Annotated in this window: 20 protein-coding genes; 6 read left to right on the top strand and 14 right to left on the bottom strand. The window is 60.4% G+C overall.

Going from position 1 to position 25,043, the window contains the following annotated elements; translation table 11 throughout:
* The first annotated feature begins 81 nt into the window (after window positions 1-81).
* The 3 genes from BTE54_RS22245 (at window position 82) to dnaE (ending at window position 6,023) form a co-directional block, all read left to right on the top strand.
* Window positions 82-1,389 carry a lipoprotein-releasing ABC transporter permease subunit gene (locus tag BTE54_RS22245; protein ID WP_003521507.1) on the top strand — a complete coding sequence of 436 codons (1,308 nt, stop codon included), beginning with the start codon at window positions 82-84 and terminating at the stop codon, window positions 1,387-1,389.
* A 15-nt stretch (window positions 1,390-1,404) separates the two neighbouring features.
* Window positions 1,405-2,088, top strand: a complete 684-nt coding sequence (locus BTE54_RS22240; RefSeq protein WP_003521506.1) for an ABC transporter ATP-binding protein — start codon at window positions 1,405-1,407, stop codon at window positions 2,086-2,088.
* A 434-nt stretch (window positions 2,089-2,522) separates the two neighbouring features.
* Window positions 2,523-6,023: a DNA polymerase III subunit alpha gene (gene dnaE / locus BTE54_RS22235; protein ID WP_078054013.1), complete on the top strand. Its 3,501-nt coding sequence runs from the start codon at window positions 2,523-2,525 to the stop codon at window positions 6,021-6,023.
* 22 nt (window positions 6,024-6,045) lie between these two features.
* Here dnaE and BTE54_RS22230 read toward each other — a convergent pair whose 3' ends face one another.
* The 3 genes from BTE54_RS22230 to BTE54_RS22220 form a co-directional block, all read right to left on the bottom strand.
* Window positions 6,046-7,284 (bottom strand): L,D-transpeptidase family protein, encoded by a 1,239-nt coding sequence (locus BTE54_RS22230; protein WP_078054012.1) that lies wholly within the window; start codon window positions 7,282-7,284, stop codon window positions 6,046-6,048.
* 169 nt (window positions 7,285-7,453) lie between these two features.
* Entirely contained in the window at window positions 7,454-8,737 is a 1,284-nt protein-coding gene (locus tag BTE54_RS22225; RefSeq protein WP_078054011.1) for a DNA polymerase IV, read from the bottom strand.
* A gap of 70 nt (window positions 8,738-8,807) precedes the next feature.
* The gene (locus BTE54_RS22220) at window positions 8,808-9,116 is read right to left on the bottom strand and encodes a DUF3572 domain-containing protein (RefSeq protein ID WP_078054010.1); all 309 of its coding nucleotides are present in this window, start codon (window positions 9,114-9,116) and stop codon (window positions 8,808-8,810) included.
* A 131-nt stretch (window positions 9,117-9,247) separates the two neighbouring features.
* Here BTE54_RS22220 and BTE54_RS22215 point away from each other — a divergent pair, with 131 nt between their 5' ends.
* Both BTE54_RS22215 and BTE54_RS22210 read left to right on the top strand, forming a co-directional pair.
* Complete coding sequence (locus tag BTE54_RS22215; protein WP_003521498.1) at window positions 9,248-9,619, top strand: response regulator; 372 nt, start codon at window positions 9,248-9,250, stop codon at window positions 9,617-9,619.
* A gap of 18 nt (window positions 9,620-9,637) precedes the next feature.
* Window positions 9,638-11,008, top strand: a complete 1,371-nt coding sequence (locus tag BTE54_RS22210) for a PleD family two-component system response regulator (protein ID WP_020810655.1) — start codon at window positions 9,638-9,640, stop codon at window positions 11,006-11,008.
* 883 nt (window positions 11,009-11,891) lie between these two features.
* Here the strand turns inward: BTE54_RS22210 and rpmG are convergent.
* From rpmG to topA, 6 genes are all read right to left on the bottom strand, one after another.
* Window positions 11,892-12,059, bottom strand: a complete 168-nt coding sequence (gene rpmG, locus BTE54_RS22205; RefSeq protein WP_003496403.1) for a 50S ribosomal protein L33 — start codon at window positions 12,057-12,059, stop codon at window positions 11,892-11,894.
* A gap of 89 nt (window positions 12,060-12,148) precedes the next feature.
* Window positions 12,149-13,315, bottom strand: coding sequence for an MFS transporter (locus BTE54_RS22200; protein ID WP_161987842.1), 1,167 nt, complete (start codon window positions 13,313-13,315; stop codon window positions 12,149-12,151).
* A 17-nt stretch (window positions 13,316-13,332) separates the two neighbouring features.
* A complete protein-coding gene (locus tag BTE54_RS22195) occupies window positions 13,333-13,959 on the bottom strand; it encodes an NUDIX hydrolase (protein WP_078054008.1) in 627 nt (208 codons plus the stop codon).
* A gap of 62 nt (window positions 13,960-14,021) precedes the next feature.
* On the bottom strand, window positions 14,022-14,465 hold the full coding sequence (locus tag BTE54_RS22190) for a DUF983 domain-containing protein (RefSeq protein ID WP_020808926.1): 444 nt from the start codon (window positions 14,463-14,465) through the stop codon (window positions 14,022-14,024).
* A 44-nt stretch (window positions 14,466-14,509) separates the two neighbouring features.
* Window positions 14,510-16,864: a ribonuclease R gene (rnr, locus tag BTE54_RS22185; protein ID WP_078054007.1), complete on the bottom strand. Its 2,355-nt coding sequence runs from the start codon at window positions 16,862-16,864 to the stop codon at window positions 14,510-14,512.
* Window positions 16,861-19,545: a type I DNA topoisomerase gene (gene topA / locus BTE54_RS22180; RefSeq protein WP_078054006.1), complete on the bottom strand. Its 2,685-nt coding sequence runs from the start codon at window positions 19,543-19,545 to the stop codon at window positions 16,861-16,863. Before topA ends, rnr begins: the two co-directional genes overlap by 4 nt.
* A 258-nt stretch (window positions 19,546-19,803) precedes the next feature.
* On the opposite strand from topA, the gene BTE54_RS22175 reads away from it, so the two are divergent.
* A complete protein-coding gene (locus tag BTE54_RS22175; protein WP_003521491.1) occupies window positions 19,804-20,037 on the top strand; it encodes a hypothetical protein in 234 nt (77 codons plus the stop codon).
* Here BTE54_RS22175 and dprA read toward each other — a convergent pair.
* From dprA to BTE54_RS22150, 5 genes are all read right to left on the bottom strand, one after another.
* Entirely contained in the window at window positions 19,990-21,132 is a 1,143-nt protein-coding gene (gene dprA, locus BTE54_RS22170; RefSeq protein ID WP_065653972.1) for a DNA-processing protein DprA, read from the bottom strand. The two genes, BTE54_RS22175 and dprA, sit on opposite strands and share 48 nt — an antisense overlap.
* A gap of 20 nt (window positions 21,133-21,152) precedes the next feature.
* Window positions 21,153-21,770 (bottom strand): glycerol-3-phosphate 1-O-acyltransferase PlsY, encoded by a 618-nt coding sequence (plsY, locus tag BTE54_RS22165; protein ID WP_198939206.1) that lies wholly within the window; start codon window positions 21,768-21,770, stop codon window positions 21,153-21,155.
* Between the two features lie 48 nt (window positions 21,771-21,818).
* Window positions 21,819-23,111 (bottom strand): dihydroorotase, encoded by a 1,293-nt coding sequence (locus BTE54_RS22160; RefSeq protein WP_078054004.1) that lies wholly within the window; start codon window positions 23,109-23,111, stop codon window positions 21,819-21,821.
* Complete coding sequence (locus tag BTE54_RS22155) at window positions 23,108-24,049, bottom strand: aspartate carbamoyltransferase catalytic subunit (protein ID WP_003521487.1); 942 nt, start codon at window positions 24,047-24,049, stop codon at window positions 23,108-23,110. The genes BTE54_RS22160 and BTE54_RS22155 overlap by 4 nt, the downstream gene beginning before the upstream one ends.
* A gap of 238 nt (window positions 24,050-24,287) precedes the next feature.
* Window positions 24,288-24,719 (bottom strand): hypothetical protein, encoded by a 432-nt coding sequence (locus BTE54_RS22150; RefSeq protein WP_065654794.1) that lies wholly within the window; start codon window positions 24,717-24,719, stop codon window positions 24,288-24,290.
* Window positions 24,720-25,043: the final 324 nt, after the last annotated feature.

Below are 25,043 nucleotides of genomic sequence, written 5' to 3'. Positions count from 1 at the left end.
GTTTCGTAACGCAGATGTCGCAGAAATATGGGCCGGTTTTCGGAAAAGACCGGCCTTGTAGTTTGAGATCAGGGAGACGACATGGCACAAGCCGAGGCTGACAAGGGTGCGGCTGTTTCCGCCGGGGCAAAAACCGCCCGGCCGTTTTCCGCTTTTGAACGTATGGTGGCCTGGCGTTATCTGCGGTCGCGGCGCAAGGAAGCGTTCATTTCCGTCATTGCCGGGTTTTCCTTTGTCGGCATCATGCTGGGCGTGGCGACGCTCATCATCGTCATGGCGGTGATGAACGGGTTCCGCACCGAGCTCATTTCGCGCATTCTCGGCATCAACGGCCATATGATCGTGCAGCCTATCGACCAGCCCTTCAATAATTATGATGAGCTGGCGAAGAAGTTTGCCGCCGTTCCCGGCGTCACCATGGCCCTGCCGCTGGTGGAGGGCCAGACGCTCGCCTCCGGCCGCGGCGGCGCGGGCTCCGGCGCTCTGGTGCGCGGCGTTCGCCAGGAAGATATCGACAAGGTCAAGGAAGTCGCCACCAACATCAAGACCGGCGATCTGGTCGGCTTCATGGCCGGAGATGGCGTTCTTGTCGGCTCAAGGCTCGCCGCCCAGCTCGGCGTAACGGCCGGTGACGACATCACCCTCATTTCCCCGGAAGGCGACGTGACGCCGATGGGCGTCAATCCGCGCGTCAAATCCTACAAGATATCGGGTGTCTTCGAGATCGGCATGTCGGAATATGACGCCTCGATGATCTATATGCCCCTGTCCGAAGCTCAGCTTTATTTCAATGCCGAAGGCCTCGTGCAATCCATAGAGCTTTATGTCAGCCGCCCCGACGACGTCGACGGAATCCGCCCGCTGGTGGAACAGGCCGCCGAACGGCAGATTTATATCACCGACTGGAGACAGCGGAACCAGACCTTCTTTTCCGCCCTGCAGGTGGAAAGAAACGTGATGTTCATGATCCTCACTCTCATTGTTCTGGTGGCGGCGCTGAACATCATTTCCGGCCTCATCATGCTGGTGAAGGACAAGGGCAGCGACATCGCCATTCTGCGCACCATGGGCGCAAGCTCCGGCTCCGTGATGCGCATCTTCTTCATGACCGGGGCGGCCATTGGCATGGTCGGCACCTTTGCCGGCGTGGCGCTCGGCGTCATCGTCTGCCTCAATGTGGAATCCATCCGGCAGTTCTTCTCGTGGATATCCGGCACGGTGCTGTTTGACCCGCAGCTTTATTTCCTGAGCCAGCTTCCGGCCGAAATGGATATCAGCGAGACCATTTCCGTTGTCATCATGGCGCTGACGCTATCTTTCCTGGCAACGATCTTTCCAGCATGGCGGGCTTCCAAGCTCGATCCGGTGCAGGCCCTGCGTTACGAATAAGGACCGCTTCGCAATATGGCAAAAAAAACAGTGCTGCGGCTTACTGGCGTCGAGAGAACCTATGGTCAGGGCGAGACGTCGCTTTCCATTCTGCGCAAGGCTGATTTCGAATTGAAGAGCGGCGAGATGGTGGCGCTGGTCGCCCCTTCGGGTACCGGCAAATCCACGCTGCTGCATCTGGCGGGACTTCTCGAACATCCAGATGCCGGCGAGGTCTATATCAACGGTGCACCCTGCAATGACCTGCCGGATGAAACGCGAACCGCGATCCGCCGCAGCGATATCGGCTTTGTCTACCAGTTCCATCATCTCCTGCCGGAATTCTCGGCGGTGGAAAATGTGATGATGCCGCAGCTCATCGCCGGTCTGACACAGGCCGAAGCCCACAAGCGCGCCAGTGCGCTGCTCGACTATATGCGGGTGGGGCATCGCGGTGAGCACCGCCCGGCGGAACTCTCCGGCGGTGAACAGCAGCGTGTCGCCATCGCCCGCGCCGTCGCCAACGCACCGCTTTTGCTGCTCGCCGATGAGCCGACCGGTAATCTCGATCCGGAAACAGCGCATTATGTATTCGACGCGCTGGAGGCGCTGGTACGCCAATCCGGCCTTGCGGCGCTGATCGCCACCCACAATCATGAACTCGCCGCCCGCATGGACCGGCGCGTGACGCTGGCCGACGGCAAGATCGTCGATTTCTGAGCTGGTAAGTCGATCCGTCCGGTGCTCTCCAGAGAACGCCGGTTCTTCTCATTTGAATTTTTTCTGAGCCCGGCGGTGTTTTTACCTCCGGGTTTTTTTCGTTTTGGAGTCAGTGGCTTGCTGTTCCCATGCGGGAACCGAAGGCGATTCTGCGGCATTAGCAAGGGGAATATCAGCAAAACCCTGTTGACAATCGAACAAAATGAGAACAAAGTTGGAACATAACGAGTAAGGAGAGACCAATGACTGATTTCATCCGTGACGTTGCCGCTTTCGCCTCCATCGCTGTCTTCGTAGCCAGCTTTTCGGTGATCCTCACCGCCCTGTGAAGGGCACATCGGCGCAGAAACCTGTATGGACGCCGCAAAGCGGTGGACTTTGAGCGCCGGAAATCGGAAAATCGCCCCCTCGATTCAGAATGACAGGATGATGATATGGGCGATGCGGTTGTGCGTGGAGAGACCTCTGGCGAGACGCTAAAAACTCCCGGTTTCGTCCATTTGCGGGTTCATTCCGCCTATTCCCTGCTTGAGGGGGCCTTACCCCTCAAGAAAATCATGTCGAAGGCCGTCGCCGACGGCCAGCCGGCCATTGCCATCACCGATACCAACAACCTCTTTGTCGCGCTGGAATTTTCCGAAAAGGCGCGCGATGAAGGTTTGCAGCCCATCATCGGCTGCCAGCTGTCGATCGACATGCAGGATGCGGCGGAGGACCGCCGCAACCATAACAGCCACCTTCAGAAACTTCCCGCCATAGTGCTCCTTGCCGCCAATGCCGAAGGTTACGAGCGGCTGGTGGATATCGTCAGCCGCGCCTATCTGGAAGGCGAGGGCAGCGGCCATTCGGTACATATTACCCGTGCATGGCTGGAGGAAGCCTCCAATGCCGGCCTGATCGCGCTGACGGGCGCTTCCGGCGGTCCGGTGGATATGGCCTTGAAGGAAGGTCACGCTGCCCAGGCGAAAGAACGGCTGCTGACGCTGAAGTCACTCTTCGGTGACCGGCTTTATATCGAATTACAGCGCCAGTCCGGTTATGACCGCTCCCATGAGCGGCGCATGATCGGCCTTGCTTATGACCATGATATTCCGCTGGTCGCCACCAACGAGGCGTTTTTCCCTTCCAAAGCCGATTACGAGGCGCATGATGCGCTGATGGCGGTGGCGCATAACGCTATTGTCTCCGATGACAGCCGGTTCCGGCTCACGCCCGACCATTACCTCAAAAGTCGACAGGAAATGGCGGCGCTGTTTGCCGATCTTCCCGAGGCGCTGGAAAACACCGTCGAGATCGCGCTGCGCTGCTCCTATGTGCTGAAGAAGCGCGGGCCGATCCTGCCGCGTTTCACCGGCGCCAGCGACGACCCGGAGGCGGCGGAACATGCCGAAGCCGAAGAGCTTCGCCGTCAGGCGGTGGAGGGGCTGGATCAGCGCCTGGCGGCGCTCGGCATGGCGGCCGGCTATACGGAGCAGGACTATCGCGACAGGCTGGATTTCGAACTCGGCGTCATCTCGCGCATGAAGTTCCCCGGTTACTTCCTGATCGTTGCCGACTTCATCAAGTGGGCCAAGCAGCACGATATTCCGGTCGGGCCGGGCCGCGGTTCGGGTGCGGGCTCGCTTGTCGCTTATGCGCTCACGATTACCGATGTCGATCCTCTGCGCTTCTCGCTGCTGTTCGAACGCTTCCTCAATCCTGAACGCGTTTCGATGCCCGACTTCGATATCGACTTCTGCCAGGACCGTCGCGAAGAGGTGATCCGTTACGTGCAGGCCAAATATGGCCGCGAGCAGGTGGCGCAGATCATCACCTTCGGTTCGCTGCAGGCGCGCGCGGCCTTGCGCGACGTCGGCCGCGTGCTGGAAATGCCCTATGGGCAGGTGGACAAGATCTGCAAGCTGGTGCCCAACAATCCGGCCAACCCGACACCCCTGTCGAAAGCGATCGAGGAAGAGCCGCGCCTGCAGGAAGAGGCGGACAAGGAGCCGGTCGTCGCCCGCCTTCTGGATATCGCCCAGAAGATCGAGGGACTTTACCGCCACGCCTCCACCCACGCAGCCGGTATCGTCATCGGTGACCGCCCGCTGTCGAAGCTGGTGCCGATGTATCGCGATCCGCGCTCGGATATGCCGGTCACCCAGTTCAACATGAAATGGGTGGAAAGCGCCGGTCTCGTCAAATTCGACTTCCTCGGCCTGAAGACACTGACGGTGCTGAAGGTGGCCGTCGATTTTGTTGCCAAGCGCGGCATCAAGGTCGATCTCGCGGCGATCCCGCTGGATGATGCCAAAACCTACGAGATGCTCTCGCGTGGCGAAACCATCGGCGTGTTTCAGGTGGAAAGTGCCGGCATGCGCAAGGCGCTGATCGGCATGCGGCCGGACTGCATCGAGGACATCATCGCGCTGGTGGCGCTTTATCGTCCCGGACCGATGGAAAACATCCCGGTCTATAATGCCCGCAAACATGGCGAGGAGGAGCTGGAGTCCATCCACCCCACCATCGACCATCTGCTCAAGGAAACGCAGGGCGTTATCGTCTATCAGGAACAGGTGATGCAGATCGCCCAGGTTCTCTCCGGTTATTCGCTCGGCGAAGCCGATCTTCTGCGCCGCGCCATGGGCAAGAAGATCAAGGAGGAGATGGACAAGCAGCGCGAACGTTTCGTGGATGGCGCCATCAAGAACGGCGTCTCGAAGCCGCAGGCCAACACCATCTTCGACCTTCTCGCGAAATTCGCCAATTACGGCTTCAACAAGAGCCACGCTGCGGCCTACGCCATCGTGTCCTACCAGACCGCCTATATGAAGGCGCATTATCCGGTGGAGTTCCTGGCGGCCTCGATGACGCTCGATATGGCGAACACGGAAAAGCTCAACGATTTCCGCCAGGATGCCGGCCGCCTTGGCATAGAGGTCGTGGCACCGTCGGTGCAGACGTCGTTCCGGCAATTCGAGACAGGTGAAAACCTCATCTATTATTCGCTCGCCGCCATCAAGGGCGTAGGCGAGGGGGCAGTGGAGCACATCGTCCAGGTACGCGACGGCAAGCCGTTCACGAGCCTTGAGGATTTCTGCCTGCGCATCGATCCCAAGCAGATCAACCGGCGTGTGCTGGAAAGCCTGATCAATGCCGGCGCTTTCGATTGTTTCGGCCGCGACCGCGCCGAGCTGATCGGCGGGCTGGACCGCATCATCGGTTATGCGCAGATGGCGCAGAACAACCGCACCATCGGCCAGTCGGACATGTTTGGCTCTGGTGGTGGAAGCGGCCCGGAAAAGCTCATCCTTCCCGCCTTCCAGCCCTGGCTTGCCTCCGAAAAGCTGCTGCGCGAATATCAGGTGCTCGGTTTTTACCTGACCGCCCATCCGCTCGATACCTATCGCCCCGTGCTGGAAAAGCTGCGGGTGCAGAATTTCGCCGATTTTTCCGCCGCGGTGAAACAGGGCGCAACTGCCGGGCGTCTGGCCGGCACGGTCACCGGCAAGCAGGAACGCAAGACCCGCACCGGCAACAAGATGGGCATCGTCACCTTCTCGGACGCATCGGGCCAATATGAGGCGGTGCTGTTTTCCGAAGGGCTCGGCCAGTTCCGCGATCTGCTCGAGGTCGGCAAATCACTGGTTATCACCGTGCAAGCGGAAGAGCGCCCGGAAGGTATCGGCCTGCGTATCCAGACGGCACAGTCGCTGGAAGAGAAATCCGTGCAGATGCAGAAGGCGCTGCGTGTTTATTTGCGCGATTCCGGCCCGCTGAAAACGGTGGCCCGCCACCTCAACACCAAGGGTGACGGCTCAGTCTATTTCATCGTCATCAAGGATGAGGGCAGCCGTGAGATCGAGGTGGAGCTGACGGAGAAATACCGCATCTCGCCGGAAATCGCCGCTGCGCTGCGCTCCGCGCCCGGTGTCGTCGATGTGGAACTGGTGTGAGGCCTCAAGCCTCACACGTCGCTCATACCGGGCCTTCTTTGGTCACGGTGATGAAGTCCGTTCCAGTGCCTGTCTCCAGCTGGTGACTGATATCGGAAACGGTGATAGAGCTACCGATTGAAAGCTCCTGCTCGATCCGGCTGCGTATTTCCGTGGGAATTTCGAGGCGGCCGAGCACGGCGCTCAATTGATCGAAACCGCCCGGGGCTTCGGTAACGGAGATGCCGAGCCGCTTGCGGGCCGCTGCCGGCAGTTGGTTTTCCAGCGTCACGCCGTTCCATTCGGCGGTTCCGGCGGTGCGATCCACGGACACGGCTTCGAAGAAATGGGTTCCGAGCGCGACTTCCGGGTCCTTGATGTCGATGGCTGCTTCGAACAGCGGCTTGAAATCCTGACGCACCATGATCTGGCCGGTCGGTGGGTGGTCCTCACCGGCGGAGGCATAAAGCGCCGTCACGAAGGCGTCGGTCAGAAGCGGGCCGGTGGTTTTCAGCCCCTTCCAGCGCTTGAAACCATTGATGGCGCTGATCGTCATTTCCCCGGCATAACCATCGGCTGAACCGGCATCGAAACCGAGGCGGGTCAGCACGGTCTGAATATCCATCACCCTTTCCCGCTCGCCGCGCCGAGTGATGAGAATGCGCAGGGGCGAGGGTTCCCTGGTCTTTGCCGCCGGCTTGAGAGCCTGGGTCTTTTCATTGACGGCAACCTCGACCGTTCCCAAAGCCGCATCGAAAGTCGCCGGGCGCAATTCCACATCCGAGAGAAGCAGCTTGCCGTCATCGGCATCGTCGCGCGGCTGAAACAGCGCCGGATGCTGCACAAAGCGCAGCGAGACCGGCCGGTTGGTGATGATGACATGCACGCCGGTCCGGGTGTCTCCGAAGAGAGACTTTGCGAATTTGGACGGCAGGCGCACGCAGCCATGCGAGGCCGGATAGTTCGGCACCTTGCCTTCGTGCAGCGCGATGCCGGACCATGTCAGCCGCTGCATGAAGGGCATGGGCGCGGCCGAGTAGATATTCGACTCGTGGTATTTGCGCTTTTCCAGAATCGAGAAGATGCCGCTCGGTGTCTCATGTCCGGCCTTGCCGGTGGAGACTTTCGAGGTGGCGACGATTTCGCCGTTCTCATAAAGCGAAAGCGACTGGTCGCTTTTCGATACCAGTATCTGCAGGGACCTGCTGTCAGCGGCAAGCGCCGGAAAGGCAAGAATGCTGGCCGACAGCATGCCAGCCATAAGACGGAGGCGGAGGGACATGACGCAATACACCACATGTACAAAACTTGCCTCACTCAATCACGCGAAGTTTAATGAAGTTTAAGGACCGCTCATTCGCAACATCACTAATTTGTGTAAAATCTAAAATATATCCGGCGCGAGGCGGTGAGCGCACGATTGCGCGACCTGTCACACAATCCCGCAACTGTTATTTGCGCGTTCCGAACGTATAGCCGGTCTCGACGCTGCCCTTGCCGAACTTGTCGCGCAGCTTGTCCATCGCCGCTTCCGCCGCAGCCCGGCGCCCCGCCTGTTTGTCGACGAGATCGGGCGGATCGGCGAGGCCCGCGTCGCGCAGATCGCTGACGCCGATCCCGATGAGGCGGAACCTGGTGCCGTCCGTTTCCTTTTCCAGCAGCGAAAGGCCGGTGCGGAAAATCCGGTCGGCAAGCTGCGTAGGGTCGTCCAGCTTGCGGTTGCGGGTGCGGAGCTTGAAGTCTGCCGTCTTCATCTTCAGCACCACCGTCTGGCCGGCAATGCCGCTCTTCTTTAGCCGCCAGGCAACTTTTTCGGAAAGCGAGCGCAGTATCGGCACCAGATCCTCATGACGGGAAATATCGTTGAAGAAGGTGGTTTCGGAAGAGACGCTTTTGACGGGGTCGTTATTGTGCACGTGCCGCTCGTCGATGCCGCGCGAAAGCCGGAAGAGGCGTTGCCCCATCACGCCATAACGGCGCATCAGCTCGTTTTCCTCCATCTCCTGCAACTGCGCGATCATGCGGATACCGTCCGCCTCCAGCGTCGCCGCAAAGGCCTTGCCCACCCCCCAGATGGTCGTCACCGGTCGTGTCGCCAGAAAGGACAGCGCCTCCGTTTCGCCGATCACCGAAAAGCCGCGCGGTTTTTGCAGGTCGGACGCGACCTTGGCCAGAAATTTGCAGTAGGAAAGCCCGGCTGAAACGGTCACGCCCACTTCCTTTTCCACGCGCCTAGCGAATTTTGCCAGCACACGGGCCGGTGGATCGTGATGCAGCTTCTCGGTGCCGGAAAGATCGAGAAACGCCTCGTCTATGGAAAGCGGCTGCACGAGCGGCGTCAATTCCTGCATCATCGCCCGGATTTCGCGTCCGACACGGCTGTATTTTTCCATATCCGGCTTGATGACGATGGCGTCAGGACAGGCTTCCAGTGCCTTGAACATGGGCATGGCGGAACGCACGCCGTGAATGCGGGCGATATAACAGGCGGTGGAAACCACCCCACGTTTGCCGCCGCCAACGATCACAGGCTTGTCGGCCAGTTCCGGATTGTCCCGTTTTTCAACGGAGGCATAAAAAGCGTCGCAGTCGATATGGGCAATGCTCAGATCGTAGAGTTCGGCATGATAAACAAGGCGCGGGCTGCCACAGGCGCGGCAACGCCTCAGCCCCTCTGGCTGGCCGGCCAGACAGTCGCGGCAAAAACCGGGATCATAGGGTTGCGACGTGGACATGGGGCGAAAACAAAACCAGAACGTTGCCGACCATACTCCGGCCGTGACAACGGCTCAAGGGGGCACCCCGTCAATACACGCCTGAATCCAGCCCCGGCCCGGAAAAGTGATGCCAGGCGGCCGCCACTGTTTCGGGGGAAGTATCGGTCGCGGCGCAAAACGCCATCAGGTCCGGTTCATGGCTCATCAGAAAATCGGTGAGGCCGGCAAGAAAGCCGTGATCGTTGACGGCCTGGCGCAGCATATTGGCCTGCAACCCGCTCAGCGCCAGAAAACGCGCCAGCATTTCCGGCTCGTTTGCCAGCCAGCCAAGTATGGCGGCTGCCGTTTCTTGCGGATCCTGGCCGGCATTGCCTTTGTTTTTCGTATCGCGCAGCATTTCTTCCCCGAAGTTACCTATTTTGAAACCAAATCCCTCTAGCCTTGCGCAACAAATGGACGATGGAATCGGTTCTCTGGCAACTTATATGTCTGGATGAAGGTTTCAAAGCGAAACGGGGACTGCTCACCATGCCCAAGCAGGTCATGATAGTCGAAGACAACGAGCTGAACATGAAGCTCTTTCGCGACCTGATCGAGGCGTCCGGTTATACGACCATCCAGACGCGCAACGGCATGGAAGCGCTCGATCTCGCCCGCAAGCACCGCCCGGACCTCATCCTCATGGATATCCAGCTTCCGGAAGTTTCGGGGCTGGAAGTGACGAAATGGCTGAAAGAAGATGACGAGCTGCATGTCATTCCGGTCATCGCGGTCACGGCTTTCGCCATGAAGGGCGATGAGGAACGGATTCGCCAGGGCGGATGCGAGGCCTATGTGTCGAAGCCGATTTCCGTTCCGAAGTTCATCGAAGTCATCAAGACTTATCTGGGCGATGCGTGAGGCGACTGGGGAACGGTTATGACGGCGAGAGTTCTGGTTGTTGACGATATTCCGGCCAATGTGAAGCTTCTCGAAGCCCGTCTTCTGGCGGAATATTTTGATGTCGTTACCGCCGAGGATGGCTTCAAGGCGTTGGCGATCTGCGACGAAGAGCAGGTCGATATCATCCTGCTGGATATCATGATGCCGGGCATGGATGGTTTCGAGGTCTGCGAAAGGCTGAAGGCCAATCCGAATACCGCCCATATTCCGGTGGTGATGGTCACGGCGCTCGATCAGCCGTCAGACCGCGTGCGCGGACTAAAGGCTGGCGCCGACGATTTTCTCACCAAGCCGGTGAATGACCTTCAGCTCATCGCCCGTGTCAAAAGCCTCGTGCGCCTCAAGGCCGTCAGCGATGAATTGCGGCTGCGTGCCGAAACCGCACGGCAGATCGGCATCGAGGAGATGCTGCGCAGCGATGGCCTGATGCAGACACCCGGTCGCGTGCTGGTTGCGGATGGCCGCGCCAGCTCGCAGGAACGTATCGTCCGGGCGCTGAAGCCGGTTGCCGAGGTCGATGCCGTCACCGAGCCGCAGGCGGCCTTGCTCAAGGCCGCGGGTAATCCGTTCGAGCTCGTCATCGTCAATTCCAATTTCGAGAATTACGATCCGCTGCGGCTGTGCTCGCAGCTTCGCTCACTGGAACGCACCCGTTTCCTGCCGCTTCTTCTGGTGGCGGAGCAGGGGGCGGACGATATGGTGGCGCGGGCGCTTGATCTTGGCGTGAATGACTATATTCTCCGCCCGATCGATCCGAACGAACTCGTCGCCCGGTCGCTGACGCAGATCAGGCGCAAGCGCTACAACGAACATCTGCGGCTCAATCTCCAGCACACGATGGAACTCGCCATTGTCGACGGGCTGACCGGTCTCAACAATCGCCGTTACCTCGACAACCACCTGAAGATACTCTTCGACCGTGCCGCCGTTCGCGGCCGTCCGATCTCCATCTGCATGACGGATATAGACCGCTTCAAGCTGGTCAATGACACCTATGGTCACGATGTCGGCGATGAAGTGCTGCGGGAATTTGCAGCGCGCATCCGCAGCACGGTGCGCGGCGCGGATCTCGCCTGCCGTTATGGCGGGGAGGAGTTCGTCGTCGTCATGCCCGATACGCCGATGGAGCTTGCGGCAAGCGTCGCCGAGCGCCTGCGGGCGATAGTCGAGGACAAGCCTTTTTATGTTCGTTCCATCGACCGGGAATTGAGCATCACCGCCTCCCTCGGCATCGCCACCAGCAGCGGCGCCTTCGGCGCGCCGGACGAAATCCTGAAGCAGGCGGACAAGGCGCTCTACGAGGCGAAACACGCCGGCCGCAACCGCGTCGTTGCTGCCGCTGCTTGAGCGTCAGATTGCATAAAATATTGCGCAATCTCTCCGTCATATCTCGGCGAAATAGTTGTTCGGGAATACGGGGCGGCCGTCGCAAGACTGCAAGCCATTGACCTTGGACGTATTTTATCGCTTTGCAATGAAAAGATGCAGATTGACGATATAAATAGAGTTCAAGTTGAAAAATACGTTGAATTCAATCTCTTCGGCAACTATAGTGTACCAGCTTTGTATACTTAACCATGCTTCCCAGGTGATGTATCTCTGGCTTAAGAATTTGTTGATTTTTATTTTACTTCTGCGCACACTCCTATTGAGAGTAACAGTTCTTCCGGCGGTTTATCCGTCTTGTGATGATGAATGATAGCGGCTTTAGCCGTCGCGATTTCGCTCGTCAGGGGCTGGTATTGCGTAGTTTGAATGCCCCATGATGCTCAGGTCCGCCGCATCTCCTGAATCGTGGGGTCGGTCGGCTGACGATGTCCGAATCGGTTCCTCGTGCCGTAATCGCATCGTTGGCCGACCGCCTTCTTCCGGAACTGCCTGTTCGTGATGCGCGTGTCGCAGCTTAGCGGCTTATACGGTCGTCTCCGTTCACGTCATGTGCGAGGTCGTGATACGGGGCAGGGGCGGATGTGTAGCCCTTGGGATACTTCTTCCGAGCATCTGAATGATTGCGGCGGCGGGTGGGGCGTCAGGCCATATGGTCGGACTTACCCATGGCTGCTCGCGCGCTTTGCCAGTGACGGCGGCAATTTCCGGGGAGCGGGGAGGCGGGCCTTATTGGCCGTCTGGAACGCCTCTGGGCGCGACAAGGCTGATGGCAGCCTCTTCCTTCGGCACAAACAAAAAACGCGCCCGTTGGGCGCGCTTTTGTCGGAGACCGATCAAGAAATTACTTGATCTTGGTTTCCTTGAATTCAACGTGCTTGCGTACAACCGGGTCGTACTTCGTCTTCGTCATCTTGTCCGTGAACGTACGGCTGTTCTTGGTGGTGACGTAGAAGGTACCGGTGTCGGCTGTCGACAGCAGCTTGATCTTGATTGTTGTAGCTTTCGCCATGGTCGTCCTGCCTTTAAACAAAAGAGAAGCCGCAGGCGCTTCTCACCTCGGCTAAATCTGGCGCGAAACTACGTATCGCGCCTGAAAAGTCAAGCCTGTTTTGCCCGGAAAACAAAACGGACGATATAAAGCACCACGTAAAGCCCGAAAAATACCGCCAGCGACCAGGCAAAGCCGTCGGTTCCGGCAAGGTCCATGGAAATGCCCACGGCCTGCGGCCCCGCAATCGTGCCGACGGCGTAACAGAAGATGAAGGCGGCATTGGCGGCGACCAGATCGGCGCCTTTCAGGCGCGATCCGAGATGGGTGAGGCCTACAGTATACATGCCGGAGACCAGCCCGCCCCAGAACAGCAGCAGGGCCGCCACCAGAAGCCAGCTTTCCACCAGGAAAGGCAGCGCCAGCGTGCCGCAGACGCCGGCAAAGGCCATCAGCCCCAGCATCGTCCGCCGGTCCTTCATCCGGTCCGAAAGCAGGCCGATCGGTATCTGGAAGACCATATTGCCGATGCCCATCACGGTGAGGAGAAGCGCTGCCTGCGATTCGTTGAAGCCCTCCCGCGTCGCATAGATCGGAAACAGCGAAAGGCCGCCGGCCTGCACCGAGCCAAAGACGAAGGCCGCCGCGGACGCCATGGGCACCAGCCAAACATAACGGACGAAATGGTGGTTCGGTCCTTCGTCCAGCTCCGGGCTTTCGCCGCGCGCCATGAAGATCGGGATCGCGGCGAGCAGGATGATCGCCGCGCCGACCAGAAACGGCAATATGCCTTCGCTGCCGACCACGGAAAACAGCAGCGGACCGACCGCGAAACCGACCGCAAGGCCGGTGGCGTAGATGCCGAGAACCATGCCGCGTTTTCTGGGCGGCGCGGTCATGTTGATCCAGTATTCGGAGAGAATGAAAAGCGTAGTGGTGGCGCCATGGAAAACGATTCGCAGCGGAAACCACATCCAGAAGGCCTCGGCGAAATAAAAACCGAGCGCGCTCAGCGCCGAAATGACGACTGCGAACAGCATGGTTCGCGCCACGCCGAAATCATGGGCGATCTTGGTGGTCACGGGGGCCGCCATCATCGCCGCGACGCCGGCCATGGCCGAATTCACCCCGATCATGGTGGAAGAGATGCCGCGCTTCTCAAGGATGATCGACAGGAGCGGAAGGCCAAGGCCGATGGCGACACCGACCGCACTGATGGCGGAAATGGCGGCGATCAGTGAGGGCCAGTGAATGGCGTCCGCTTCTTCGCATTTCATTTGTGACATGACGGCCTTTATACAAAGTCTCGAATGAACCGGCCGTGGCGCGTGACATAGAGCCGCGCGGGGCTTTCAAAGGGCAATGAGGGATCACCTATCATGAGTTTTGTGACATCTTCGAGAACCGTGCGCGTGATTTTCGGCATGTTCAGACCGGAAAGGTCTGTCATGTCAAGCCATTGCACATTGTGCAACTCGTCAGAATCACGGGTTAGCCGGGTATCCAGCCGCAATTCGTCGGCATAACAGCAGAAGAATCGCGTGTCGTAGCGCCGCACATTGCCGGGTGGGGTGATAGCGCGGGCCACATATCGGAAACGGGAAAGATCGGGGCCCCTGGTGCTCAAGCCGAGATCCACACCGGTTTCCTCGAAAAGTTCGCGCGCGGCGGCAAGCGCCAGAGCTCTCGCGCCAGCAGCGCTCAGCCGCCGCGCCGCGGAGGCGGTGAGGCTGTGGAGGACGGCGGGATGCAGATCGCCCGAAAAGGGCAGCGCATGGTCGCGCGGATCGCGTTTGCCGCCGGGAAACACATAGGCGCCCGGCATGAAGACATGAGCGCTGCTGCGCTGGCCCATCAGTACCCTGACCTGCGAGCCGGAGCGGTCGAAAAGAATGATGGAGGCGGCGTCGCGCGGCCGCATGGGCGCGCTCGCCGTTTCGGCACGCCGGGGAAGCTGAGTCACCTGCAAGGTCCCGCCCGCCGTCAGTGAGACGAGCCGTCGATCTGCGCTTTTTGCTGTTTTCGGTCGAAGCCGTGCATCTTCAGCGCCCATTGCAGGCCGATGACGCCGCCCTTGATGGGTTGCAGCGTCAAAAGTGCGGCGAGAACGGTGATCGGCACCCAGATGGCGAAATGCACCCACATGGGAACGGAAAACACCATATCGGTCATCATGAAACCGCCGACGGCGATATGGCCGATGATGACGATGGAAATATAGGGCGGCAGGTCATCGGACCGGTGGTGGTGCATTTCTTCGCCGCAGGCGGCACAGGCATCCACCGGCTTCAGAAAGGCCCGGAACAGGCGTCCGCTGCCGCACGCAGGACAGCGATTGGCCATTCCCCGCATGATCGAGCGGCCAAGCGGCCGTTCCGCGCTATCGTCTCCGAAGGTGACTGTTTCCGAGCCCTGATGTGCACTCATCCTTAAGTCCTTCTCCCGTTTTTGAACCGCCTGCAGCGGTCTTGTTACCGTCGCCTTCTGGGCGGCCGCGTCCCGGGCTTTGCGGCAGAACGCGACGTTCGCCGGCCTGCCTTGTGGAACGACCGCGAGCCGACCGGCATCTTGCGCCCCGGGCTCAGCATATCGAAACGAAGCGCGCCTGCCAAAGGCACCGCTTCCGCAAGCCGCACCTGAACCGTATCGCCAAGCTGGTATCCGAGGCCCGTCTTCTCTCCTGTCAGGGCCTGATGGGCCTCATCGTAAAGGAAATAATCGGTTCCGAGTGTAGATATAGGAACAAAACCGTCCGCGCCAAATTGCGGAAGCGCGACAAAAAGTCCCGCCTTGGTGACACCGCCGACGCGGCCCTCGAATTCTTCACCCACCCGTTCGGAAAGATGATGCGCGATCAGCCGGTTGACGGTATCGCGCTCTGCTGCCATGGCGCGCCGCTCGAAGGTCGAGATTTCAGCGGCGATGTTATCCAGCGTCGCCTCTTCCTGCGGTGTGATGCCGCCTTCGCCGAGGCCAAGCGACCCGACCAGCGCGCGATGCACGATGAGGTCGGCATAACGGCGGATCGGCGAGGTGAAATGCGCATATTTCATCAGGTTGAGGCCGAAATGGCCGATATTCTCCGGGCTGTAGATCGCCTGGCTCTGGCTGCGCAGCACCATCTCGTTGACCATGATCTGGTGCGGTGTATCGAGCGCGCGGGCCAGAATGCCGTTGAAGGAATTGGCGCGCATGGCCGCACCCTTGGCCATGGAAATGCCGATGGTGCCGAGGAATTCGCGCAGCACCTCCTGCTTGGAAAGCGTGGGCGCATCGTGGACGCGATAGACCAGCGGCTGCTTCTTCTTTTCCAGCGTCTCGGCGGCGGCGACATTCGCCTGGATCATCATTTCCTCGATCAGCTTGTGGGCGTCCAGCCGTTCGGGAATTACGACCGCGTCGACGGTACCATCGGGGCGCAGCTTGATCTTGCGCTCGGGCATGTCAAGTTCCAACGGCTGGCGCCGGTCACGGCCTCGCTTCATCACCTCATAGGCGTGCCACAGGGGCTTGAGGATCGGCTCCAGCAGCGGTCCGGTCTTATCGTCGGGCTTGCCGTCAATGGCGGCCTGAGCCTGCTGGTAGGAGAGCTTCGCAGCGCTCTTCATCATGATGCGATGGAAGGTATGGCCGGCCTTGCGCCCTTCCTTAGAGAAGGTCATCCGCACCGCAAGGGCAGGGCGGTCGACGCCTTCCTTCAGCGAGCAGAGATCGTTGGAAATGCGCTCCGGCAGCATCGGCACGACGCGGTCGGGGAAATAGACCGAGTTGCCGCGTTTCAGCGCTTCGCGGTCCAGCGGCGAACCGGAACGCACATACCAGGAGACATCGGCAATGGCGACGGTGACGATGACACCGTCAGGATTGTCGGGCGAAGTGTCGGGCTCGGCATAGACCGCATCGTCATGGTCCTTGGCGTCGGCCGGATCGATGGTGATGAGCGGCAGGTCGCGCCAGTCCTCGCGGTGCGACATGCTGGCCGCCTTGGCGGCATCCGCCTCGGCAAGAACGTTCGAGGGAAAGATATGCGGAATGCCGTGGGAATGGATCGCGATCATCGAGATCGCCTTTTCCGAGGCAACGGAGCCGATGACCGACAGCACCTTGGCGCGCGTCAGCCCGTAACGGCCGCTGTTGCGCGAGGTTTCCACCTCGATCAGATCGCCGTCCTTGGCATCGCCGACGCCATCGGGGTCGATGACCATTTCCTCACCGCGCCGGTCGATCGGCATCAGCCGTCCGCCGCCGCCGGCCGTCTCCTTGAACACGCCGAGCAGAGCATTCTGCCGGCGGTCGATCAGCTTTACGACGCGGGCCGTATAGGCCGGGCCGGAGCTTTCCTTGGAGGGGAAGATTTTCGCCAGAATGCGGTCGCCAAGACCCGCCGCCGGGGCCTTCTTGCCGCGATCCTGCGATGACTGGCGGATGAGCACGGCCGGCGCCGCGCCCTGATCCTCGGGCCATTCCGCCGGCCGGCCGATCAATTCGCCGTCCTTGTCACGGGTGGTGATATCGAGAACCGTGACCGGCGGCAGGCCGCCCGGCCGCGTCAGCGACTTGCGGCTCTTCTGCACCATGCCGTCGGCTTCAAGCTCTTTCAGCAGCGCTTTGAGAACGACGCGGTTCTCGCCTTTCAGCCCGAAAGCCTTGGCGATTTCCCGCTTGGAGGCCTGTTGCGGATGGTCGGCGATGAATTTCAGCAGCACCTCGCGGGACGGCACCTCGCCATGGATGATGCCTTCACCTTCACTGACCCGCTTGCCGCGCCCGGTGCGTCCGAAACCGTCGCTGGCGGAACCCTGTCTCTGACGCGGCGCTTTGCTCACTCTGCTGCCTTCTTGGGTTTGGCCGCTGCCTTCGGCTTGGCGGCCGTCTTGCTCTTCGTTGCCGCCTTGGCCTTGGTCGCCTTGGGCTTTGCTGCGGCGTCACCATCGGCCTTCTTGGCAGTTGTCTTCCTGCCCTTGGCAGGCTTGCCGCCGGTGCCCGTCTTGGCGATGCGCTCGGCGATCAGCACCAGCGCCTCGTCCAGCGTCACCGAAGCCGGGTCCTGCCCCTTCGGAATGGTGGCGTTGACCTTGCCCCAGTTGACGTAAGCGCCATAACGCCCGTCGCGAACGGTGATCGCGCCGCCATCGGGGTGGTCGCCCAGCTCCTTCAGCGCCGCGGGCGTGCCGCTGCGGCCGCGACCCGGTCCCTTGCTCTGCTTTTCGGCAATGACAGTCACGGCACGGTTGAGGCCGATAGAGAACACGTCCTCGATGCTTTCGAGGTTCGCATAGGAACCGTCATGCAGCAGGAACGGCCCGTAGCGGCCGAGGCCGGCGGAAATCATCTTGCCGGTTTCCGGATGCTTGCCGATATCGCGCGGCAGGTTGATGAGCGCCAGCGCCTTTTCGTGGTCGATATCCTCAGGCTTCCAGCCCTTGGGCAGCGAGGAGCGTTTGGCCTCCTTGCCGTCGCCACGCTGGATATAGGGCCCGAAACGGCCGGAGCGCAGCGTCAGCTCCTCGCCGGTCATCGGATCGGCACCCAGCGCCTTCGGCTCGTTCGATGCGGCAGCTTCCGCTTCCGAACCGTCCGAGGTCAACTGGCGGGTATAGTTGCATTCCGGATAGTTGGAGCAACCGACGAAAGCGCCGTATTTGCCGAGCTTCAGCGAAAGATTGCCGGTGCCGCAAACCTGACAGATGCGCGGATCGGAACCGTCCTCGCGCTTGGGGAAGACCAGCGGCGCCAGAACCTCGTTCAGCGCATCCAGAACGTTGGTGACACGCAGTTCCTTGGTGTCTTCGATCTGCGCGAAGAAATCCTTCCAGAAATCGCGCAGCACCTGCTTCCAGTCCAGTTCGCCGGCGGAAATCCGGTCGAGCTTTTCTTCAAGCGCGGCGGTGAAGTCGTATTCGACGTATTTGGTAAAGAAGCTTTCGAGGAAAGCCGTCACCAGCCGGCCGCGCGAATGCGGCACCAGCTTGCGCTTGTCGACGACGATATATTCGCGGTCGCTCAGCGTCTTCAGCGTCGCCGCATAGGTGGACGGACGGCCGATGCCGAGTTCTTCCATCTTCTTGATCAGCGAAGCTTCCGAATAACGTGGCGGCGGCTCGGTGAAGTGCTGGCTGGCATTGATCTTCTGCTTGGCGAGGTTCTCGCGCTCGTTGATCGGCGGCAGACGGCCTTCGTCGTCACCGTCATCGCTCTGCTCGCCATCTTCTTTCTGGTCGGTATAGGCGGCGATGAAGCCGTCGAAGCGGATGACAGAGCCGACGGCGCGCAGGCCTGCCTTTTCGCTGCCATTGCTGGCGAGGATTTCCACCGTGGTCCGCTCGATTTCGGCCGAGGCCATCTGGCTCGCTATGCCGCGCTTCCAGATCAGGTCATAGAGACGCAGCTGATCGGGATCGAGGTAACGCTTCACCTGATCCGGCGTGCGGTTGAAATCGGTCGGGCGGATCGCCTCGTGCGCTTCCTGGGCGTTCTTGGCCTTGGTGGAATAGAAACGCGCCTTTTCCGGCACGTAACGGCCACCGAACTGCTCGCCAATGGCGCGGCGGGCGGCATCGATCGCTTCCGGGGCCATCTGCACGCCGTCGGTACGCATATAGGTGATCAGACCGACAGTCTCGCCGCCGATGTCGATGCCTTCGTAAAGCTTCTGCGCCACCTGCATGGTGCGCGAGGCGGAAAAGCCCATGCGCGAGGAGGCCGCCTGCTGCAGCGTCGAAGTGGTGAAGGGTGGGCCGGGATTGCGCTTGACCGGTTTCGCCTCGACGCTTTCGACCACATAGCTCGCGCCTTCCAGCAGCGCCTTCAGCCGGTTCGCATCGTCTCCGGTCTTGATCGAGCGGCTTTGCAGGCGCTTGCCATCGGCCGACACCAGCTTGGCTTCGAACTCGTCACCGCGCGGTGTCTTCAGAAGCGCGCTGATGTTCCAGTATTCCTCAGAGACGAAACGCTCGATCTCGGATTCGCGGTCGCAGACCAGGCGCAGCGCAACCGACTGAACGCGGCCGGCGGAACGCGCGCCGGGCAGCTTGCGCCACAGCACGGGCGACAGATTGAAGCCGACGAGATAATCCAGCGCGCGGCGGGCGAGATAGGCGTCGACCAGCGGCACATCGATGTCGCGCGGGTTCGCCATGGCGTCCAGCACGGCCTTTTTGGTGATGGCGTTGAAGACCACACGTTTTACGGGCTTGTCGCCGAGGACGCGCTTCTTCTTCAAAAGATCGAGAACGTGCCAGGAAATGGCCTCGCCTTCGCGATCCGGGTCGGTGGCGAGAATGAGGCCGTCGGAGGATTTTACCGCATCGGCAATATCCTTCATGCGCTTGGCGGATGCGCTGTCGACCTCCCAGGACATTTCGAAATCCTGGTCGGGCAGCACCGATCCGTCCTTGGCAGGGAGGTCTCTGACGTGGCCAAAGGATGCAAGAACCTTGTAGCCCGAGCCAAGATACTTGTTGATCGTCTTGGCTTTGGCAGGAGATTCTACGACGACGACATTCATATTGTTTTTCTCTGGAACTGGTCCGTTAACGTGGCCGGGTCACGGCGCAATGCCGCAATTCGCCTTCTTTATATTTCGACATGGACAGGTAATGCGCGCGGGTCAAGAGGCAAGGCCGATTTTATCGCTTCAAGGTGATTGCAACCTATGGATAATCTATTGTTGTATTGCAATCTTTGGTAAATTGGTTATGATGGGCAACATCATTTGAATCGACTTATTGCTCTTCGTTTCAGGCAAATTTTGCAGGATAGATATATGGTCCCCAACGCAACAAACAATAATGCCGATAATGAAGGGACCAGAGAGAACTTGGCTTACATTCGCCAGATGCTCGCGGAACTGAGGCAGGTCGCAAGCCGTGAGGGGGCCGACATGCTGTGTTATCTGATCGAGATGGCCTATGTCGAAGTCGGCGATATCCAGAGCGGACGGCGCAAGCTGTCAATCCGCGATGAAGAGCGACACACGCCCCCCGGCATGCCGGTTTAGACGTCCGGCGATATCAAGCTCCAGCAGCACCAGGTGAACGGTTGCAGCGGAAAAACCTGTGTGACGGATGATATCGTCCGTTTCCACAGGCGAGGGACCGAGAGCGGCGGCGATGATGCTGCGCTCGTCGTCCCCTGGTGGTGACATCTCCGTGTCGGATCTCGGTTCCTCGATCTTGCGTTCATAGGGCAATTGCGGCTCCATCAGCGGCCGCAGCGCTTCCAGAATATCGGCCGCGCCCGTGGTCAGCATCGCGCCTTCCTTGATCAGCCGGTTGGTGCCCTCGCAGCGGGCATCGAGCGGGGAGCCGGGTACGGCGAAAACGAGCCGCCCCGCTTCTCCGGCAAGCCTTGCCGTTATCAGCGAACCGGAGCGCTCCGCCGCTTCGACGATGACGACACCGAGGGAGACGCCGGCGATCAATCGGTTGCGGCGGGGAAAATCGCGGGCGCGCGGTTCCCAGCCAAAGGGCATTTCGCTGATCGTCGCGCCGCCCTGGTCATATATCTCCTGCAAAAGCCCGAAATTTTCCTGCGGGTAGGGGCGGTCGAGACCGCCGGCCAGCATGGCAACCGTGCCGGTTGCAAGGCTTGCCCGGTGTGCGGCCGCATCGATGCCGCGCGCCAGCCCCGAAGCGATGCTATAGCCGGCGCGGCCGCAATCGCGCGCCAGCATGGCGGCGAATTTCGCGCCGTTGATGGAGGCGTTGCGCGAACCGACGATGCCGATGCTCGGTCTTGTCGCGGTCGCTGCCGATCCTTTCATGGCGATCAGCGGCGGCGCGCCATCCAGCTGCCGTAGGGCAGGTGGGTAATCGGGCTCGCCGATGCCGACGAAACGCGCGCCGAATTTCTCCGCGGTCTCGATCTCGCGTTCCGCCTCCGCTTGCGTCGCGATGCGCGGACTGCGCGACGAGCCGCCGCGCCTTGAAAGCTCGGGCAGGGCATCGAGCGCCTTTTCGGCGCTGCCGAAATGATTGATGAGTTCGCGGAAGGTGACGGGGCCGATATTGTCGCTGCGGATGAGCCTCAGCCACGCGACCCGCTGCCGCGCGGAAAGCTCTATGCCCTGCCGTGTCGTTTCCTCATGCGGCATGGCACATCCTTAAATGGGCCTCAGCCCTTTTGCCCGATCCTGCTTTCAGTGCCCGCCAGCAGGCGCGCGATGTTCTCGCGGTGCTTCCACCATGAAGTCGCACTCAGCAGCGTAACCAGCAGAGCCGTCTTTTCAGGTCCGAGCACCCAGAGGGCGACGGGAATGACCAGCATGGCCAAAAGCGCCGACAGCGACGAGTAGCGGGTGATGAAGGCGGTTGCGAGCCAGATGAGCGCAAAGGCCAGCATCATCAGCGGTGCGGCCCCCAAAAGCACGCCGATATAGGTTGCCACACCCTTGCCGCCCTTGAAGCCGAGCCACACCGGAAACAGGTGGCCGAGGAAGGCGAAGAAACCGGCGACCAGCGACGCTTCGTAACCCCAGAGCGCATTGGCGACCAACACCGCCGCCGTGCCCTTCAGCGCGTCCAGCAGCAGGGTTGCGGCGGCGAGCTTCTTGTTGCCCGTGCGCAGCACATTGGTCGCGCCGATATTGCCGGAGCCGATCTTGCGCACGTCACCCAGCCCCGCCATGCGGGTAAGAATGAGGCCGAAGGGAATGGAACCGAACAGATAGCCGATCAGCGCTGCAAGCGCGAGAAGGGCAGGCGCCGTCTGCCAGTCAGTCAAAGCACTCATTCAAACGTCCCCTCTGTCGCGCTGGCCGCGTGATCTCTGTCGGTGATCTTATGCCAAGGAATGAACGGCTTTGCCAGCCACATAAGTGGCAACCGCGCGGCCGCTGAAACGGGCATCCTCGAACGGGGTGTTCTTGGATTTCGAGACCAGCTGCTCCTTTGCCACGAGCCATGGCTCGTCGAGGTCGATCAGCGTGATATCCGCCTTCGCGCCCGCCTTCAGCGTTCCGGCATCCAGTCCGAAAATCTTGGCCGGGCGGGTGGAGAGCGCATCGATCAGCCGCATCAGCGGAACTTCGTCGCTGTGGTGCAGGCGCAGCGCCGCCGCCAGCAGGGTTTCAAGCCCGACCGCGCCGCTCGCCGCATCCGAAAACGGCAGCCGCTTGGTGTCGACATCCTGCGGGTCGTGCGAGGAGACAATAATGTCGATGGTGCCGTCCTTCAGTGCCTCCACCATGGCCTTACGGTCATCTTCGGCGCGCAGCGGCGGCGAAAGCTTGAAGAAGGTGCGGTATTCGCCGATATCGTTCTCGTTGAGCGTCAGATGGTTGATCGAGATGCCGCAGGTGGCTTTGACGCCCCGCTGCCGCGCAACGCGGATCGCTTCCGCGGATTCGGGCACGGAAATCTTGGCGGCGTGGTAGATCGCCTGTGTCAGCCCGGAAATGCGCAGGTCGCGCTCCAGCGGGATGATTTCGGCTTCCTTCGGAACGCCCGACAGCCCGAGCCAGCTTGCGAAAAGCCCCTCGTTCATGTCACCGCCGCCGATATATTTGTCGCGTGTCTCGAGCGCGATCACTGCGCCCAGCTCGCGCGCATAGGTCATGGCGCGGCGTAGCACCAGCGTATCGGAAAGCGCCTTGCGGCCATTGGTGAAGGCCACCGCGCCGGCTTCCTTCAGCATGCCGAATTCGGTCATTTCCTCGCCATTCAGACCCTTGGTCAGGGCTGCTGCAGGATGCACGTTGACGAGCGCCTTGTCGCGCGCCGTCTTTTTCACATATTCGACCAGCGCGATGTCATCGATAACAGGATCGGTATCGGGCATGACGATGATGCTGGTGACGCCGCCGGCTGCTGCTGCGCGCGAGGCGGATTCGATGGTTTCGCGGTGTTCGGCACCAGGCTCACCCACGAAAACACGGGCGTCCACCAGACCGGGAACAGCCAGCAGACCCTTGCAGTCGCGAACGGTCGCCCCTTCGGGAGCGCCCTGATTATGCGCATCCTTACCTGCCGCCAGAATGGTGCCATCAGCGCCGATGATCACACTGCCGGTCTCGTCGAGATTCCGGGATGGATCGACGATGCGGAGATTGTTGAGAACGGTAACGGCACTCATACGCGCTCACCCTGATTTTGCGAGACAAGCAGGGTTTCCATGACCGCCATGCGCACGGCAACCCCCATTTCCACCTGGCTTTCGATCACGCTCTGCGGACCGTCGGCCACGTCGGAGGCGATTTCCACGCCGCGGTTCATCGGGCCGGGATGCATGACCAGCGCATCCTCCTTCGCCGCTTTCAGCTTTTCGGCATCCAGACCGTAATAATGGAAATATTCGCGCACCGAAGGCACGAAGGAGCCGGACATACGCTCGCGCTGCAGGCGCAGCATCATCACCACATCGGCGTTCTTCAGTCCTTCCTTCATGTCGTGGAATACTTCGACGCTCATGTCGCGGATACCGGAAGGAAGAAGCGTGGCGGGGGCCACGACGCGAACGCGCGCACCCATCTGGTTGAGCAGGATGATGTTGGAGCGGGCGACGCGTGAATGCAGCACGTCCCCGCAGATCGCCACCGTAATGCCGGACAGTTCGCCCTTCGCGCGGCGGATGGTCAGTGCGTCGAGCAACGCCTGCGTCGGATGCTCATGCTGGCCGTCGCCGGCATTGACGACGGAGCAGGCGACCTTTTGCGCTAGAAGCGCTGCCGCACCGGCGGAAGAATGGCGCACGACCAGCACGTCCGGGCGCATGGCGTTCAGCGTCATCGCCGTGTCGATCAGCGTTTCGCCCTTCTTCACCGAGGAATTGCCGACCGACATGTTCATCACGTCTGCACCAAGGCGCTTTCCGGCAAGCTCGAAGGAGGACTGCGTGCGCGTCGAGGCTTCGAAGAACAGGTTGATCTGCGTCAGGCCCCGAAGCGTCGAGGTCTTTTTCTCGCGCTGGCGGCTGATTTTCACCGCCTCGTCGGCCTTGTCGAGAAGCAGGGTAATATCCTGATGGGAAAGCCCCTTGATGCCGAGGAGATGGCGATGGGGGAAGAAGACCATGCGGTTTGCCTCCTGACGGGCGCCGCATTTTCCCGTGAAAATGCCCGGAACGCCCGAATGCTGATCCGTGCGCTCCCATTCGCTGTGAACACGCCTCAGGAGTGCGGCGGAATTCGGTCCTGCGCTCTATAGAGACTGCATGGTCGCGGGGCAAGCGCCCGCAACTCCTGAAATGAAAACATGGCGATCTTTCCCCAACCCTCGAGGGCAAACAGCCCGATGATGGAAGGCGCAGGCATCAGACGATGCCATGCTCCTTCAAAAGCGCCTGCTCGTCTCCTGACGCCCAGCCGAAAACTTTCGGCGCCCCGTCCAGCCTCTGGACGAAGTAATGAACATCGAAATCGATTGCGACATCCGGTTGCCGCTTGCGATCAAAGGTCGCCGTCCAGGCAACATGGGCGAGGCAATGATGATCGTCGATGGGCGAGATACGGATGTCGCGTATCCGCATTTCCTTCGTTCCGATCGTCCGGTAGCGCTCGTAGCTCTTCATCATCACCTGCTTCAAGTGGTCATCGTTCTTTCCGGTCATCACCCCGGCGGGGGAGGCGGCGATGAAGTCGGAGGCGTAGAGGGAGGCGACCTCCTCCATATCCATGTCACCCTTGAGAGACTTATTGAAAAATCGCTCATATCGCTCGAAGAGCCTTCTTACGCTGGCCTCCATGGTCTCCTCCCTGTGCAGCCGTTCAGCAAAGTCGCCAACCGAAAAAGCATGCCGCAGGTTCCACGTCAGGTCGCAGATTATGGAGAATGCGTTTATCCGCATGCCCGCCGGTTGCTGCCGCAACTTCTGCGCGGCTTTTTTGGGGACTGTCGTTGATCTTGCCGGAAACGTGTTTGTTATTCGCCGGGCCGGATATCTAAATCAGGGACATTCCCGAAAAATGCTGAAAGCGGCGGTTTAATCGCCTCAATCGCTTCCTGCGGGTGGAATTATGCAATATCACCCCACTATGCAACGCCAGTACAAAACAGCTAGAAGCAGCGG

The sequence above is a fragment of the Agrobacterium sp. YIC 4121 genome (assembly GCF_002008205.1).
Taxonomy (GTDB): Bacteria; Pseudomonadota; Alphaproteobacteria; order Rhizobiales; family Rhizobiaceae; genus Agrobacterium; species Agrobacterium leguminum.
Note: the sequence above shows the minus strand (reverse complement) of the source record. Positions and strands in the feature narration are given on the sequence as shown.

Coding starts and splice junctions, on each gene's coding strand:
- BTE54_RS22210 (WP_020810655.1), top strand. CDS start 9,638: ATGACGGCGAGAGTTCTGGTTGTTGACGATATTCCGGCCAATGTGAAG.
- BTE54_RS22240 (WP_003521506.1), top strand. CDS start 1,405: ATGGCAAAAAAAACAGTGCTGCGGCTTACTGGCGTCGAGAGAACCTAT.
- BTE54_RS22190 (WP_020808926.1), bottom strand. CDS start 14,465: ATGAGTGCACATCAGGGCTCGGAAACAGTCACCTTCGGAGACGATAGC.
- BTE54_RS22195 (WP_078054008.1), bottom strand. CDS start 13,959: ATGCGGCCGCGCGACGCCGCCTCCATCATTCTTTTCGACCGCTCCGGC.
- BTE54_RS22150 (WP_065654794.1), bottom strand. CDS start 24,719: ATGGAGGCCAGCGTAAGAAGGCTCTTCGAGCGATATGAGCGATTTTTC.
- plsY (WP_198939206.1), bottom strand. CDS start 21,770: ATGAGTGCTTTGACTGACTGGCAGACGGCGCCTGCCCTTCTCGCGCTT.
- dprA (WP_065653972.1), bottom strand. CDS start 21,132: ATGCCGCATGAGGAAACGACACGGCAGGGCATAGAGCTTTCCGCGCGG.
- rpmG (WP_003496403.1), bottom strand. CDS start 12,059: ATGGCGAAAGCTACAACAATCAAGATCAAGCTGCTGTCGACAGCCGAC.
- BTE54_RS22230 (WP_078054012.1), bottom strand. CDS start 7,284: ATGTCCCTCCGCCTCCGTCTTATGGCTGGCATGCTGTCGGCCAGCATT.
- dnaE (WP_078054013.1), top strand. CDS start 2,523: ATGGGCGATGCGGTTGTGCGTGGAGAGACCTCTGGCGAGACGCTAAAA.
- BTE54_RS22175 (WP_003521491.1), top strand. CDS start 19,804: ATGGTCCCCAACGCAACAAACAATAATGCCGATAATGAAGGGACCAGA.
- BTE54_RS22215 (WP_003521498.1), top strand. CDS start 9,248: ATGCCCAAGCAGGTCATGATAGTCGAAGACAACGAGCTGAACATGAAG.
- topA (WP_078054006.1), bottom strand. CDS start 19,545: ATGAATGTCGTCGTCGTAGAATCTCCTGCCAAAGCCAAGACGATCAAC.
- BTE54_RS22225 (WP_078054011.1), bottom strand. CDS start 8,737: ATGTCCACGTCGCAACCCTATGATCCCGGTTTTTGCCGCGACTGTCTG.
- BTE54_RS22245 (WP_003521507.1), top strand. CDS start 82: ATGGCACAAGCCGAGGCTGACAAGGGTGCGGCTGTTTCCGCCGGGGCA.
- BTE54_RS22155 (WP_003521487.1), bottom strand. CDS start 24,049: ATGGTCTTCTTCCCCCATCGCCATCTCCTCGGCATCAAGGGGCTTTCC.
- BTE54_RS22160 (WP_078054004.1), bottom strand. CDS start 23,111: ATGAGTGCCGTTACCGTTCTCAACAATCTCCGCATCGTCGATCCATCC.
- BTE54_RS22220 (WP_078054010.1), bottom strand. CDS start 9,116: ATGCTGCGCGATACGAAAAACAAAGGCAATGCCGGCCAGGATCCGCAA.
- BTE54_RS22200 (WP_161987842.1), bottom strand. CDS start 13,315: ATGAAATGCGAAGAAGCGGACGCCATTCACTGGCCCTCACTGATCGCC.